The organism is Mesorhizobium sp. P160219, from assembly GCF_057786095.1.
Genome location: NZ_JBYNWG010000001.1, coordinates 1257226 through 1270774, shown reverse-complemented (window position 1 = coordinate 1270774; position 13549 = coordinate 1257226). Strand labels below are relative to the sequence as shown.

At 62.6% G+C, this 13549-nt stretch carries 14 protein-coding genes and 1 riboswitch; of the genes, 3 read left to right on the top strand and 11 right to left on the bottom strand.

Annotated elements, in window-relative coordinates; all coding sequences use genetic code 11:
- Positions 1-26 precede the first annotated feature (26 nt).
- From AC3EMP_RS06360 to AC3EMP_RS06325, 8 genes are all read right to left on the bottom strand, one after another.
- Entirely contained in the window at positions 27-1496 is a 1470-nt protein-coding gene (locus AC3EMP_RS06360; RefSeq protein ID WP_352710225.1) for a nucleotidyltransferase family protein, read from the bottom strand.
- A complete protein-coding gene (locus AC3EMP_RS06355) occupies positions 1496-2188 on the bottom strand; it encodes a glycosyltransferase family 2 protein (RefSeq protein ID WP_245274171.1) in 693 nt (230 codons plus the stop codon). The genes AC3EMP_RS06360 and AC3EMP_RS06355 overlap by 1 nt, the downstream gene beginning before the upstream one ends.
- Positions 2173-2925: a glycosyltransferase family 2 protein gene (locus tag AC3EMP_RS06350; protein WP_023725907.1), complete on the bottom strand. Its 753-nt coding sequence runs from the start codon at positions 2923-2925 to the stop codon at positions 2173-2175. Before AC3EMP_RS06350 ends, AC3EMP_RS06355 begins: the two co-directional genes overlap by 16 nt.
- A gap of 33 nt (positions 2926-2958) precedes the next feature.
- Positions 2959-3702 carry a glycosyltransferase family 2 protein gene (locus AC3EMP_RS06345; protein ID WP_023725908.1) on the bottom strand — a complete coding sequence of 248 codons (744 nt, stop codon included), beginning with the start codon at positions 3700-3702 and terminating at the stop codon, positions 2959-2961.
- Complete coding sequence (locus AC3EMP_RS06340; RefSeq protein ID WP_352710223.1) at positions 3699-4748, bottom strand: serine kinase; 1050 nt, start codon at positions 4746-4748, stop codon at positions 3699-3701. Before AC3EMP_RS06340 ends, AC3EMP_RS06345 begins: the two co-directional genes overlap by 4 nt.
- Before the next feature lie 153 nt (positions 4749-4901).
- Positions 4902-5324, bottom strand: coding sequence for a PqqD family protein (locus AC3EMP_RS06335; RefSeq protein WP_023725910.1), 423 nt, complete (start codon positions 5322-5324; stop codon positions 4902-4904).
- Between the two features lie 159 nt (positions 5325-5483).
- On the bottom strand, positions 5484-6584 hold the full coding sequence (locus AC3EMP_RS06330; RefSeq protein WP_023703626.1) for an FAD-binding oxidoreductase: 1101 nt from the start codon (positions 6582-6584) through the stop codon (positions 5484-5486).
- Positions 6585-6621: 37 nt separating this feature from the next.
- The gene (locus AC3EMP_RS06325) at positions 6622-7869 is read right to left on the bottom strand and encodes an aromatic ring-hydroxylating oxygenase subunit alpha (RefSeq protein WP_023752441.1); all 1248 of its coding nucleotides are present in this window, start codon (positions 7867-7869) and stop codon (positions 6622-6624) included.
- Positions 7870-7986: 117 nt separating this feature from the next.
- A riboswitch (cobalamin riboswitch) is annotated at positions 7987-8188 on the bottom strand.
- A 500-nt stretch (positions 8189-8688) separates the two neighbouring features.
- Between AC3EMP_RS06325 and AC3EMP_RS06320 the strand changes: the two genes are divergently transcribed.
- The 3 genes from AC3EMP_RS06320 to AC3EMP_RS06310 all read left to right on the top strand — a co-directional run bounded on the left by AC3EMP_RS06320 (position 8689) and on the right by AC3EMP_RS06310 (position 9471).
- A complete protein-coding gene (locus AC3EMP_RS06320) occupies positions 8689-8895 on the top strand; it encodes a DUF680 domain-containing protein (protein WP_023668885.1) in 207 nt (68 codons plus the stop codon).
- Positions 8896-8962: 67 nt separating this feature from the next.
- Entirely contained in the window at positions 8963-9166 is a 204-nt protein-coding gene (locus AC3EMP_RS06315) for a DUF680 domain-containing protein (RefSeq protein WP_023668886.1), read from the top strand.
- 71 nt (positions 9167-9237) lie between these two features.
- Positions 9238-9471, top strand: a complete 234-nt coding sequence (locus AC3EMP_RS06310) for a DUF680 domain-containing protein (protein WP_023694259.1) — start codon at positions 9238-9240, stop codon at positions 9469-9471.
- 73 nt (positions 9472-9544) lie between these two features.
- Here the strand turns inward: AC3EMP_RS06310 and AC3EMP_RS06305 are convergent, their stop codons facing one another.
- The 3 genes from AC3EMP_RS06305 to AC3EMP_RS06295 form a co-directional block, all read right to left on the bottom strand.
- Positions 9545-10657 (bottom strand): ABC transporter ATP-binding protein, encoded by a 1113-nt coding sequence (locus AC3EMP_RS06305; RefSeq protein WP_023668888.1) that lies wholly within the window; start codon positions 10655-10657, stop codon positions 9545-9547.
- A 66-nt stretch (positions 10658-10723) separates the two neighbouring features.
- On the bottom strand, positions 10724-12388 hold the full coding sequence (gene bglA / locus AC3EMP_RS06300) for a beta-galactosidase BglA (RefSeq protein ID WP_031198273.1): 1665 nt from the start codon (positions 12386-12388) through the stop codon (positions 10724-10726).
- 5 nt (positions 12389-12393) lie between these two features.
- Positions 12394-13548, bottom strand: coding sequence for a carbohydrate ABC transporter permease (locus tag AC3EMP_RS06295; protein ID WP_352597324.1), 1155 nt, complete (start codon positions 13546-13548; stop codon positions 12394-12396).
- Position 13549: the final 1 nt, after the last annotated feature.

The window sequence follows — 13549 nt, the reverse complement described above, 5'->3', positions numbered from 1 at the left end:
CGTTTCATGGAGACAGCGAACCGCTCTCAGGCGGGTGAAAACCTTGCCGACAGCAATTGGAACGGCAGCGCGCCATAGGCGGCGACTTCGGCCTCATTGTCCCAGTTGCGGAACTGGCGCGATGGCCGTGCCTCGATCACCAGAGGCCGGCCGGTGTCGTCCACCGTTACCTTGCCGCGAAAGCGCAGCACACGTCCGCCGCCGGCGCGGCTGATCACCATGGAACGCAAGCGGGCGACGTGACCGCTGCCGGCATTGATTTCCATCTCGATGCGGCGGCGGACTGGCGGAACGACGATCCTGACGGTGACGTCCAGCATCATCTCTCCAGTCCTGTCCGGACGCGGCAGGGCCTGAGAAAGCGCGAACGGTTCCGGCGTCGCTCTTGCCTTGCGCAATGTCGGCCTGCCGCGCCAGACGGCAGCAGGCGTCGGATGCTGCAGTCGGCCCTTCTTGCGTTTCAGGCGCAACTGCTTGGCAAAGCCGCGCGACAGCCAGACGAGACCGCCGAAATCGGTGCGCGGCTTGGCCTGCAGCACCGAGGACCAGCGCGACAGGCCGGCGTGATCGGCGTTCGCAACCGTCCGTGCCAGTTCAGCCGGCGGCACCGCAATGCCGATCTCCAGGCAGAGATAGGAGAGCGCCACCGCCGCGGCGACGGCGAGGCCCCGCTTGGCGACGATGTCGGCGAACACGCCCCAGTCGACTGCGCCACTCTCGATGGCGACCGCACAGTCGACCAGCCAGTCGCTGTGGGTGTGGGCATCGAGGCCGCCATGTGCGATGGCGAGCGCCATGCGGTCGGCCGGAGAGGGCACAAGCACGCGGACGCCATTGAAATCGGCTGACAGCGCCCGCTGCCAGATCGCCAGATCATCTTCCGCGCTTTGCTGCGACCCGTCATAAGCGAGCTGGTGCAGGTCGATGTCGCCGAAACTGCCCTTGAAAAAATTCATCGAACGCAAGGACGCCAGCCTGGTGCGCAGATATTGCGGACTGACGCCGGTGGCGATCTGCCAGTCGCGTTCGCTAAGCACATCGAAGGCGGCAATCATGGCCTGCGAGCGCACCAGTATGTCGATGTCATGCGCCACCCGGCCGCGCTGCGCCGACGCGTTGACGGCGATGCGGCTGGCGCCTTTGATAAGCATCACCGCGCAGCCGGCGTCGATCATGGCCTGTAGCGCCGGCTCGGCCTCGCGCGCAGCCAGTCGCGATTTGGTCCACAGCATCTTTTGCAGGCCGACAAGACGTGGATAGGCCGGATGCCCAGCGAGCTTGCGGCCGAACCTGTCGGAGATCGCGGCCAGCAGCCGATGCTCGCGGAAAGCAGCATGGTCGATATCGTTCTCGTCGAGCCAGCGCGCCGCATAGGCCCCGGCCGCCTCTTCATCGGGGAGCAATGCGGCCTTCAGCAACTGGTCGAGGCCGCCAGTGGGCCATGACCAACCATAGTCCGGAAACCGACGGCCGATACGGCGCATGGCATTGGCCATCAGTCGGCGCTCGCCTTTTTCGCTGCTCGCCTTTGCATGGCCAGCCTTACGACTTCGACATAACCGCGGTCGCGCACGGGGTCGCGTCCATAGGACATGCTGTCGGGCCGGATGCGGCGCAAGGTTAGGACATCGTTGAGCATGGCAAGCGCAAAGCCCGCCTCGCGGACACGGGCGATCCAGTCGACCATGTCGCCGCGACCGCCTTGCGGGTCGATGATCGGACCGACGGCCTCGGCTACCTCCCGGCGGATCATCATCGTCGTGCGCGACCAGCCCGCCACGGCCACGTCCTGTTGCACATCGGGCTTGTCATCGCGAAACGTCCGCCAGTGGGCAAAGACTCCTGCCGTCGCGGGAAACCGCTCGAAATGCTCCAGCTGCCTTTCGATCTTGGTCGGCAGCCACAGATCGTCCGCATCGAGCGTGGCGACGAAGGGCGTCGCCAGCGCGGCGATGCCCCTGGTGGTGGCGCTGCCTGGTCCGGCATTGTCCTGGCGCAACACCTGCACCGGCATGCCCAGCGCATTGACCACCGCGACCGTATCGTCGGTCGAGCCGTCATCGACGACGATTATGGCGTCGGGCTGGACCGTCTGGGCCGCGACCGATCGCAGCGTCTCGGCGATGGTGGCGGTCGCGTTGAAGGCCGGAATGACGACGCCGTAGCTGGCCATCACAGGAAACGCCAATTCGCAAGTTCCTTGAAATCGAAGATGCCGTCGACAGGGTGCAAGGAGCGGTCGGCCTCGCGCCGTTTCATCGACTTGTAGACGGCGCGCATGAATTCGCGAAAAGGAACATCGGCCTGCCTGGTCATGTTGCCGGGATGGCGCCGGTAATAGAGCGCAACAGTGTCGGGCATCGTGAATTTCGGCCCGCTTTCGAAAGTGCGCAGCAGATAGTCGGTGTCCTCGGCCTGGTGGAAATCCTCGTCGAAGCTGCCGATGCGTTCGACCAACCGCCGGACGAAGATGGCGGGAGACAGGTGAATGCCGCGAACCGTCACCGAGTGGCTGTCGGCTGTCGGCTCCAGTGTATCGTCATCTATGTCGTCGACCAACGTCATGCGCGAATAGGTGAGCTCGAGGGTGCGGTCTGCGTCGAAACAGGCCAGATCCGCCTTGAAGCGGCCCGGCGGGGAAATGTCGTCGGAATCGAGAAACGATACCAGCCCGGTCTGCGGCAGCAATTGCCGCAAGCCCGCGTTGCGTGCCCGCGTCACCCCGGCATTCTGCTGCTGGAAAAGGCGAATGCACGGCGCCTCCGCGATCAGCGAGCGCACGACCGCCACCGAACTGTCGGTCGAACCGTCATCGATAACGATGATGTCGAGATCGGCGGCATCGCGCTGCCTCAGCAGCGAGCGCAGCGCCGAGCCGACATGGCGTTCGCGGTTGTAGACCGGCATGATCACGCTCAGCTTCACGCACGCATTCCAGGCTGTGATCTATTCATTCTTTCACCACTCTGCCGGGCGCTTGATCTCGAAAAGCCCCTCGACCGGGCGCCGCGACGGATCGGCCTTGCGCCGCCGCAAGGATTTCTGAATTACACGTAGGTATTCGCGCACCGCCACATCCCTTTGCTTGGTCAAATTGCCGGGGTGGCGCCGGTAGTATACCGCGACGGTGTCGGGAAAAATGTGCTTTGGGCTGGTTTCGAAAATGCGCAGCAGATAGTCGGCGTCTTCGCCCTGCCGGAACTCCTCGTCGAAAGCACCTGTACGGTCGATGAGTGCCCTGCGGAATATCCCGGCGCTAAGGCTGACGCCGCGCACGGTGGGACCTGCGCCGCCCGGTGCCGGCTGAAGGGCTTCGTCGTCCATGAGATCGACGCGCGTCATCAGCGAGTAGGTCAGCTCGAGCGCAGGGTCGGCCGCGAACAGGGGTAGGCCAGCCTTGAATCGTCCAGCCGGCGAGACGTCGTCCGAATCCAGGAACGACACCAGTTCGGTTTGCGGCAGCAACTGCCTCAGCCCTGTGTTGCGCGCGTTGGCCACGCCCTGGTTTGCCTGCTGGAACAGGCGGATGCACGACGCTTCCCGCATGATGGCGCGGACGGCTTCAACGGAGCTGTCGGTCGAGCCGTCGTCGACAACGATGATATCGAGATCGGCATCGTCGCGTTGCCTGAGCAGGGACCGCAACGTCGAAACGACATAGATCTCCCGATTGTAGACCGGCACAATGATGCTCAACTTCATGCAGCGCCCCGAAGGACGAAATCCGCAATCGTGCCGGCGATCTCGCGCGGCTCGGTCCCCAGCGACAGCCGGTAGCATGGCAGGTCGCGGGTAAGCTCGCTGAAAAAGCGAAAGCCCGCTTCCCGCTCGCCCGGCATCTGCACGATTCCTGACGGGGCCAAGGCGATCATGGCATCCTTGCGCGATATGGGCATGACCGAGCTTCTCGCACCTCCCCTGATATGGGGCACTATCAAAGCAATAATGTCCAGACTTGCAGGAGTTGGTCGAGGCGCGATCTCGTTGATGTGAAAGGCATGCTTGCCTTGCCAGTTCAGCGGTTGGTACGACTTTAGCTGCTCCTCCAGCTTCAGCCGCTTGAAGCCCTCCGGATCCTGCTTGAGCGTGGCAAACAGCGGATAGGCCGTCACCCCCCCGGTCCGGTCGATCAGCACATAGTCGTCGCCGACGCTATCGAGCCCATTGAGCAGGCCGGCGACGACCGTTCCCGATTTGCCGGCTCCGCCGGAGCCCGCCAGCAACACGCCCTTGCCATCGATGCCCAGCGTGCCGGCATGGGTGAGCCGCATGCCGCGCGCCGCATATTCCCAATGCAGGAAGGCGCGCAGCGGCGCCCCTTGTTCCCATGGCGGAAAGGCGTCGGCCGACATCATCAGCTGCGCCCCGACATGGCGTTGCGGATCATGGAACTGCCAGAAGTCGAGATCATGATAGTAGCTGCCGCGCAATCCGGCCTCTTCCAGCCGGTTGGCAAAGGCATGATGGTTGTAATCGCCTCGGCCCCAGGTGGCCGGGGCGGGGACGCCATCGATGGCCGGGTGGGCGACGAAAATGCGGCAGCCGTCAGATGCAGACGGATTTTCCGGGGCCGGTATGAAGGCATGGCTCATGGCTTCCGCCAGCGTGCAATGGTCGAGGTGGACACTCAGGTCCAGTCCCGGCAACCGCACCCCGGCGGTAACGGGATAGAAGGCGGCGGCGCTTTCCGCGGCCGCCAGCACATGGCGGGCATAATCCGGCAGGGTTTGCAGCGTGATCAAAGGCATGTGTTCGTTGTTCCAGCGTCCAGAATTGCGCCGGGTCGCCTGATGCATGTCGCTCGGGGTGGCCCCGGTTTTGAGACGACGACATGCATAAAATCAAAGATCTAAACCGCGTCGCCTGAGTCCGTTCAAACGCGACGCGCTTTAGGGAAACGATTATGCCTGTTTCACCGCCGGCCAGCCGAGAGGTTCCTCGACCTCATGGATCGGGTCGACAATGATGAGATCGGCAAGGTCGTCGTGGACATCGACCTTGAGCGGCTCATTGCTGGCAGCAAGCGCAGACGACAGCTCGCCCGAAAGCGGTTGCGCCGGTGTTTCGGCTGGTGCAAGCAACCCGAAATCGAGCAGTCGGGCAACGAAGCTTTCGAGGTCGGCCAGGCTTATTTTTGCGGCGGCCGCGGCAGCTCCGACCAGCGCTTCAGTGGCGACGCCGGACGACAAAGCCTGCCAGACCCGGCTGCCGGAATCGGAAAAGCCGAAATACTTACCGTTCGAAAGATCGAGAACGACGGCTTCGCCATCGAATGATTCGAAAACGATGTCCTTGCTTGCGACCGCGTAGACCCGCTGTTGCATCGCTCTGTCCCCCGTTCCATGCGCCCATGAAGGGATGCGCCAGTTTCACGGCCTGCCAGCCCTTCCTAAGTGCGTCTAAATCACTCGGCCTATGCTTGGCAAGACAAAGACCCGCGAACACCGCCTGCGTCGGCGACCGTTGCGGCGAAGTCGACCGGCTCAAGCCTCGATTTCGAGCGCCGACAACGGTTTCGAGCAGCAGGCAAGGATGAAACCGTCATCGATCTCGTGGTCGAGGATGCCGCCATTGTGGCTCATCTCGACTTCGCCGGAGACCTTCTTCACCTTGCAGGTGCCGCACAGGCCGAACTCGCAGGCGGCGGGAATCCGCACGCCCGAGCTGCGCGCGGTCTGCAGCACGGTCTGGCCGGCGACGCAGCCGGCATCGACCTCCGAAAGCGAGAAGCGGATCGGCGTCACGGCTTCGACAGGTGCAGCGATGCCGTCCTCGACCGGGGAGGCAAACGGCGCCGGAATTTCCTCCATCACAGGCGCGGCAAAGCTCTCCTGATGGTATTTCGTCATGTCGAAGCCGGCGGCATCCAGCATGCCGCGCACGGCGCGCATGAACGGATCGGGGCCGCAGCAGAAGATTTCGCGCTCGCGGAAATCCGGAGCCAGCAAGGGCAGCCGGATCGCATCGATGCGCCCCATATGGCCGTACCAGCCTTCGCGGCTGGAACGTTCCTCGATCATGAAGCCGAGCGACAGGCCGGGCATATGGCCGCCGAGCAGTTCGAGTTCCTTGCGGAAGATGATCTCTTCGGCACGCCGCGCGCAGTTGACGAAACCGACATCGGTCCATGGCGCGCAGTCGTTCAGCCAGCGCAGCATCGACATCATCGGTGTCACGCCGGAGCCAGCCGAAATGAACAGATATTTGGCCGCCGGGTGGCTGTGCAACGAGAAGTCGCCCGCCGGTCCATAGGCCTTGACATGCGAGCCGGGCACCAGTTGGTCGAACATCCAGCGTGTGCCGATGCTGCCCGGTTGCGCCTTCACTGTCACCGCGATCGAAAACGGCCGCGATGGTGACGACGACAGCGTATAGGTGCGCATCAGCGGCCCGTCCGGTGTCGGCAGTTCCAGCGTCAGGAACTGGCCCGGCTTGTAGCGGAACCAGGTCTGGTTGTCGGAGCGGAAGGTGAAGGTCTTGACGTCAGGCGCCTCGTCGCTGACGCCGATCACTTCCAGCACCTGCAGCCTATCGTTCCACGGCGCCATCTGGTCGAGATGGCGATAGAGCCCAAGATCCGTCATCGCATTCATCCTCCGGTCCTTCTTCGCCTGCTCCAGCTCACGCGACGCTGCGCAGCGCCGGCCTGCCACCTTCGGCAAGGCGCGGGCCGATGAAGGCCGCGTACCATTCGACGAACTGGATCACGCCGCCCTCGTGCAGCTCCGAATAGGGGCCGGGCTCATAGGCCGGAGACAGGATGCCAAAGGCGTTTTCCTCGACGATGCGGCGGTCCTGGTCGTTGGTCTCGGTCCAGACATGGGTGAGCTCCTCAAGGTTGTAGTCGACCCCCTCGACCGCATCCTTGTGCACCAGCCACTTGGTCGTCACCGCGGTTTCGGTGGCGCTGATCGGCAGCACCCGGAAGGTGACCGCATGGTCGATCAGTATGTGGTTCCAGGTCGTCGGATAGTGGTAGTGCATCAAGGTGCCGATGCGGTCGGCGGCAACAGTGTCGGACAGGTTCTTCGTCACCGCGCGCTTTCCCGACATCGTGTAGCTGACGGCATCGCGCAGCAGCGGCGCGCGGGTGGCGCGGTATTGCCCGGCCGGATCGATGCGGAACTTGCTCGGCAGGCCCGCCGCCTCGCATTTCGCCCAGTGCGCCAGCATCTCCGGATCGCTGTCGGCGCCCTGCACGCCGGTCACCGTCGGCGCTTCGGGGAATGTCTTGCACAGCTCTGGATGATTGCCGGCGCAGTGATAGCATTCGCGGTTGTTTTCCCAGACCAGCTTCCAGTTGCCCTTCTCGATGATGGTGCTCTCGAAGGCGACCTTGGCTTCATTCAGCCCGTGCGGCTTGAGGTAGGGCTCTATCATGGCGCGCATCGGCGCAAAGTCGGCAGGTTCTTTTGCCAGGCAGATGAAGATATAGCCGCCGACGCTCTCGCAGGCGACGGGCTTCAGGCCGAACTGGCTCTTGTCGAAACCGTCGGCCATCTGGCGGGCAAACAGCAGCCGGCCGTCAAGCTCGTAGGTCCACTGGTGATAGGGGCAGACAAGCTTTGCCGCCATGCCCTTCTCAGTGTTGCAGACACGGCTGCCGCGATGGCGGCAGGAATTGTGAAAGGCGTTGATGTTGCCCTTCTGGTCGCGGACCAGCACCACCGGATAATCGCCGATCTGCACGGTGATATAGCTGCCGGGCTTCGGCAGTTCGCAATCATGGCCGATGAACAGCCAGTCGCGATACCAGATAAGCTCCATGTCGAGCTTGAAATAGTCCGGGTCGGTGTAGAAGGGCTGTTCCAGCGAAAAGCCTTGCTTGCGGCCGTTCAGGAGCCTCAGCATGTCGTTGCGCGTATCCATAGTTCTGTCCTCGTGGTTTAAGGACTGAACTTGGTGGTGATGGAGGAAGGATCGGACGCAGGCCGGCGCGGCGCCGGACATGCACTATCCACCTCTTGACCGCCCACCGCGATCAGTCGAGTCTATGCATCTCGGGCTGGTTTCCGGGCTCTGGAGTTGTCCTTGCGGACCATCGCGACACCTTCCCAGGCTCTTGCCCAGTGGTCTCCCGTTGCGACTTCAACTCCACCACCGTTGCGGGGGCAGCGCCGGATTCTGACCGGCTTCCCAATTCTCCGCTGCGTCGTCACGAAGCGGCACCTGAGATGCGATCATCTAATCACGGCAGCGATCGCGACGTCGGCATGAAAGCGACATCATATCCATGCGGCGCGACACGCGCGGCTTACGCCCCCCGCCCCCGGGTCAAAGAGCTGAGACGTTTCTTGCGACGCCATCATCGCCGTTTCGAATCGCTGCCGATCCAGTTCGATCGCGGGCAAAAATGGCTCAACGGTATCGAAAAGTTACTATTAGCAATCTCTAATCGAACCGAACGGTTCGTTTCTGTTGACAATGCGTGCAGGACAGTGTGAACGACGGCCCGGAAACCGACATCGGAGCGAACCACTCGGTTCGGCATAAGCGACTGAAAACAATGCGATAAATGACCATAGAGGAACTTCATGGCACAATTTCAAGGTGCAGGACCGTGGTCCACACGGAACAACTTCGTGATTGGAAACCAGCCTATGGCTTTCCCACATCGGGGCTGTCCGAACGACGCGAATTCCTCCCAAGACACGCCGCTAGACGGACAGACAAACTGGAGTACTAAAAATGAAAAAGATCATCCTCACTGCCGCAGCCGTTTTGGCGATCACCGGCAGCGCCTTCGCCGGTAGCGACAATTACGGTTCCAATGGTGCGAACCAGCCAGCCGTCTCGGTCGACAGCTCGTATACGGCTTCCATTCAGAAGCCGGCGCACGCTGACAAGCAGCCTGTCGTTCAGGGCGCCGACCGCGACCTCTACGGCAATCGCTGATCCCGACCAAAGAAGGGCGGCTAACCCGTCGCTCTCGGGATCCCAAAAAATTCAGGAGTATTTGAAAATGAAAAAGATCATCCTTGCTGCCGCCGCCGTTTTGGCCATCTCCGGCAGCGCTTTCGCCGGCAGCGACAACTACGGTTCGAACGGCGCCAACCAGCCTGCGATTACGTCGACCGATAGTGGCCATACGGCTTCGGTTGAGAAGTCGGCTCCAGCCGAGCAGGCGCCTGCCCACGGTGCCGACCGTAACCTTTTCGGCCGCTAAAAGCCGGTTTCCAGCACGTGGCGGGCTTATCCGCTGCAGCTGGCGGCATCAGAAAAATTCAGGAGACTAAAATGAAGAAGATCGTTCTTGCCACCGCAGCCGTTCTGGCTGTTTCGAGCGCTGCCTTTGCCGGCAGCGACAATTATGGCTCCAATGGCGCCAACCAGCCGGCCGCTGCCGTCGACACCACCCGCACTTCGTCGACCGGCACCAACTCGGCGGTCTACAAGCTGCTGAACTCGTCGGACGACCAACAGAAGTTCGTTCCTCAGAGCAGCGACAGGGATCGGTTCGGCAACAACTAACAGCCGAAGCTTAAAAAAAGAGCGGCGGGCCTAGCCCGCCGCTCTTTTTTCATGCCTGTACAACGCAGCTATCTCAAGCCGCCTTCACTTCCACCGGCTTGAGCGAGAAGGAGTGCCCATCGGCGTCGAAGATGTGCAGGTCCCCGGCATCCGCGGTCAGTCGCAGCTTTGCCCCGCGCTTGACCTCGACATTGCCGGGCAGCTTGGTCACCAACGGCAGGTCAGCGCGGCCGATATCGACATAGACAAGCTGCACCTCGCCGAGTTGCTCGACATAGTCCACCACGCCCTCGAAAAGATATTCCGCGCCGGTGGCGGCCGACAGATCCTCCGGCCGCACGCCGAAGCTGACTGCCGCACCCTTTGCTGACGCCGGCGTTGCGATCGGCACCGTTGCCTTGCGGCCGCCGACATGGCTGACGATTGTCGGGTTGCCCGTCCTGTCGATTGTCGCCGGCAGGATGTTCATGGCCGGCGAGCCGATGAACTGGGCAACGAACAGATTGCCGGGCTTCTTGTAGAGGTCCATCGGCGTGCCGACCTGCTCGATATGGCCATCCTTCAGCACGACGATGCGGTCGGCGAGCGTCATCGCTTCGACCTGATCGTGGGTGACGTAGATCATGGTCGTGGCAGGCATCGATTCCTTGAGCTTGGCGATCTCGATGCGGGTCGCGACGCGCAGCGCCGCGTCGAGATTCGACAGCGGCTCGTCGAACAGGAACACTTTCGGATTGCGCACGATGGCGCGACCGATGGCGACACGCTGGCGCTGGCCGCCCGACATCGCCTTGGGCAGGCGGTCGAGATATTTGGTCAGCTGCAGGATTTCGGCGGCCTGCCGCACCCGCTTGTCGATCTCGGCCTTGCTTTCCTTGCCGATCTTCATCGAGAAGGCCATGTTGTCGTAGACGGTCATGTGCGGATAGAGCGCATAGGACTGGAACACCATGGCAATGCCGCGCTTGGAAGGCGGCACGTCGTTCACCACCTCGCCGGCGATCTTCAGCTCGCCGGAGGTGATCTCCTCAAGCCCGGCGATGGACCGCAGCAAGGTCGACTTGCCGCAACCCGACGGGCCGACGAAGACGATGAACTCGCCCGACTTTATGTCGAGGTCGATGCCGTGGAGAATGTGCAGATTGCCGTATGATTTCTTCACCTGTCTCAGCGTGACATCGGCCATAATTTCCTCCCAGTGATTTCCCTAGAGAACCTGGATTTCCTCAAAAAATCCAGTTTCGTCAAAAACTCAGTCGATGCGCCCGAACCAGGCGCCGTAGCCGCCGAGGCGGATGGAACCTGTGCCGGATTGTCCCGAAAAACCGTGCCCGGCCAATGGCAGCAGCGCCTGACCACCGAGATCGACCTCGGCCGGCTTGCTGGCCAGATTGAAGACGCAGACGATCTGCTCATTGCCCTCACGGCGGGTGAAGGCGACGGTGTCGCCCTCGCTTTCGATGAACTCGATGTCGCCTTTGGCCAGGGCCGGATGCTGGCGGCGGAAACCGAGAAAGCGCCGGTAGTGCTCGAGCAGCGAGGCCGCGTCGCCCTGCTGAACATTGACCGCTTGCGACAAGTGCTTGCCCGGCACCGGCAGCCAGGGCTTGGCCGTCGAAAAGCCGGCATTGCTGGCGGTTGCATCCCACACCATCGGCGTGCGGCAGCCGTCGCGGCCCTTGAATTCGGGCCAGAAGCGAATGCCGTAGGGGTCCTGCAGATCCTCGAACTGCAACTCGGCTTCGCCCAGCCCAAGCTCCTCTCCCTGATAGAGGCAGACCGAACCGCGCAGCGACATCAGCAGCGCCGAGATAACCTTCAGATAGGCGGCCGGGTCGGCCTCGTCGGCGGCCCAGCGCGAGGCCGGACGCATCACGTCGTGGTTGGAAAAGGCCCAGCACGACCAGCCGTCGCTGGCGACCTTGCCGAAGGCTTCCAGCACCTGGCGCACCTTGGCGGCGCTGATCTTTTCCGGCGCCAGGAAATCGAAGGAATAGCACATGTGGACGCGTTTGCCGCCGGCGGTGTAGGCGGCGACCACTTCCAGCCCACGCTGCGAATCGCCGACTTCGCCGACCGCGGCGGCCGCCGGATATTCGTCGAGCAGCGCCCGGAACCGTTCGAGGAAGGCAAGGTTTTCCGGCCGGCTCTTGTCGTAGATATGGTCCTGGTAGTTGTAGGGATTGACCGCAGGTGCTGTCTGGTCGTTGCGCTCTTCGGGCGGCAGCGGCGGATTGTTCTCCAGCCCCTGGCTGTGGAAGTAGAAATTGATGGTGTCGAGGCGGAAGCCGTCGACGCCGCGCTCCAGCCAGAAGCGGGTGACGTCGAGCAGCGCGTCCTGGACTTCCAGATTGTGGAAGTTGAGGTCCGGCTGCTCGGACAGGAAATTATGCAGATAATATTGCTGGCGGCTGGTGTCCCACTGCCAGGCCGAGCCGCCGAAGATCGACAGCCAGTTGTTGGGCGGCGTGCCGTCCGGCCTGGCGTCGGCCCAGACATACCAGTCGGCCTTGGGATTGCTACGGCTGGCGCGGCTCTCCTTGAACCATGGATGGTTGTCGGCGGTGTGCGACAGCACCTCGTCGATCATCACCTTGAGGCCGAGGTGATGGGCTTCCGCAACCAGCGCGTCGAAATCGGCGAGCGTCCCGAACATCGGGTCGACGTCGCAATAGTCCGAGACGTCGTAGCCGAAATCCTTCATCGGCGACTTGAAGAAGGGCGAAATCCAGATGGCGTCGACGCCGAGCGAGGCGATGTAGGGCAGCCTGCGGATGATGCCCTTGAGGTCGCCGATGCCGTCGCCATTGGAGTCCTGATAGGAGCGCGGATAGATCTGGTAGATCACCGCGCCCCGCCACCAGTCGCGATCGACGGCGAGATCGGGCTTCGAGGTCGCCTTCAAAGCGGCTTGCATAAGTCTCAACCTCCTTTGACCGAGCCGGCCAGCAGCCCGCGGACGAAATAGCGCTGCAGCGAGAAGAACACGATCAGCGGCACGATAATGGTGACGAAGGCCGATGTCGTCAGGATTTCCCAGTCGCCGCCGCGCGAGCCGAGCAGCGCGTTGAGCTTCGCGGTCAGCACGATCTGGTCCCCTTCGGTACCGAGGAAAACCATTGCCACCAACAAATCGTTCCACACCCACAGGAACTGGAAGATTGCAAAGGACGCCAGCACCGGGAAGGACAGCGGCAGCACGATCTTGACGAAGATTTCGAAATCGCTGGCGCCATCTATGCGCGCCGATTCCATGATCTCGCGCGGCAGGCCGGCAATATAGCTGCGCAGGAGATAGATGGCGAAGGGCAGGCCGAAGCCGGTATGCGCCAGCCAGATGCCGAGATAGGTTTTCGACGGCACACCGAAGAAGATGCCGACGCCGTTGTAGATCTTCAAAAGCGGGATCAAGGACATCTGCAGCGGCACGACCAGCAGGCCGATGATTGTGGCGATCAGCAAGGCGCGGCCGGGAAAACGCATCCACGCCAATGCATAGGCGGCGAAGGCGGCGATCAGGATCGGGATGACCGTCGCCGGGATGGTGACGGTCAGCGAGTTTATGAACGAGCGGCCGATGCCCTCCGAAAACAGCACGGTCTTGTAATTGTCGGTGGTGAATTTCGGTGGCGCCGACGAGGCGTAATAGACGCGCTGACCACGGTCGCCTTCGAAAGCCTTGGGCGAACTCATGACGAACGTTCCGTCGGCATTGAGCTGCAAGGTCACGCCGTCGCCGAGATCGGCAGTGGTGCCGGCCGGATATTGCGTCGGTGCCGCCGACTTCACGCCGAAGGCGCTGATGTTGCGCGCAGCACCGTCGCCGAAGATACTGCCGGCAAGCACGAACTTGCCGTCCTTCTCGACCTGCGCCGAGGCCGGCGGCAGGCGGCCGGCTTCGGTCTGGCTGGAGCTGGAGAACGAGTTCCACCAGCCCGAGGCGATGATCTGGTCCTTGTCGCGCAGCGACGAGACCAGGATGCCGAGCGTCGGCACGGTCCAGATGGCGACGAAGACGAGCACGGCGATGTGGACGCCGAAGCGGCTGGCAAAGGACTTTCCGGTCGCGACGGCCATC

What these genes read in the sequence shown, in the direction of transcription:
- AC3EMP_RS06360 (WP_352710225.1), bottom strand. Translation starts at nt 1,496, where the DNA reads ATGGCCAATGCCATGCGCCGTATCGGCCGTCGGTTTCCGGACTATGGT.
- AC3EMP_RS06345 (WP_023725908.1), bottom strand. Translation starts at nt 3,702, where the DNA reads ATGAAGTTGAGCATCATTGTGCCGGTCTACAATCGGGAGATCTATGTC.
- AC3EMP_RS06340 (WP_352710223.1), bottom strand. Translation starts at nt 4,748, where the DNA reads ATGCCTTTGATCACGCTGCAAACCCTGCCGGATTATGCCCGCCATGTG.
- AC3EMP_RS06335 (WP_023725910.1), bottom strand. Translation starts at nt 5,324, where the DNA reads ATGCAACAGCGGGTCTACGCGGTCGCAAGCAAGGACATCGTTTTCGAA.
- AC3EMP_RS06330 (WP_023703626.1), bottom strand. Translation starts at nt 6,584, where the DNA reads ATGACGGATCTTGGGCTCTATCGCCATCTCGACCAGATGGCGCCGTGG.
- AC3EMP_RS06325 (WP_023752441.1), bottom strand. Translation starts at nt 7,869, where the DNA reads ATGGATACGCGCAACGACATGCTGAGGCTCCTGAACGGCCGCAAGCAA.
- AC3EMP_RS06320 (WP_023668885.1), top strand. Translation starts at nt 8,689, where the DNA reads ATGAAAAAGATCATCCTCACTGCCGCAGCCGTTTTGGCGATCACCGGC.
- AC3EMP_RS06315 (WP_023668886.1), top strand. Translation starts at nt 8,963, where the DNA reads ATGAAAAAGATCATCCTTGCTGCCGCCGCCGTTTTGGCCATCTCCGGC.
- AC3EMP_RS06310 (WP_023694259.1), top strand. Translation starts at nt 9,238, where the DNA reads ATGAAGAAGATCGTTCTTGCCACCGCAGCCGTTCTGGCTGTTTCGAGC.
- AC3EMP_RS06305 (WP_023668888.1), bottom strand. Translation starts at nt 10,657, where the DNA reads ATGGCCGATGTCACGCTGAGACAGGTGAAGAAATCATACGGCAATCTG.
- bglA (WP_031198273.1), bottom strand. Translation starts at nt 12,388, where the DNA reads ATGCAAGCCGCTTTGAAGGCGACCTCGAAGCCCGATCTCGCCGTCGAT.
- AC3EMP_RS06295 (WP_352597324.1), bottom strand. Translation starts at nt 13,548, where the DNA reads ATGGCCGTCGCGACCGGAAAGTCCTTTGCCAGCCGCTTCGGCGTCCAC.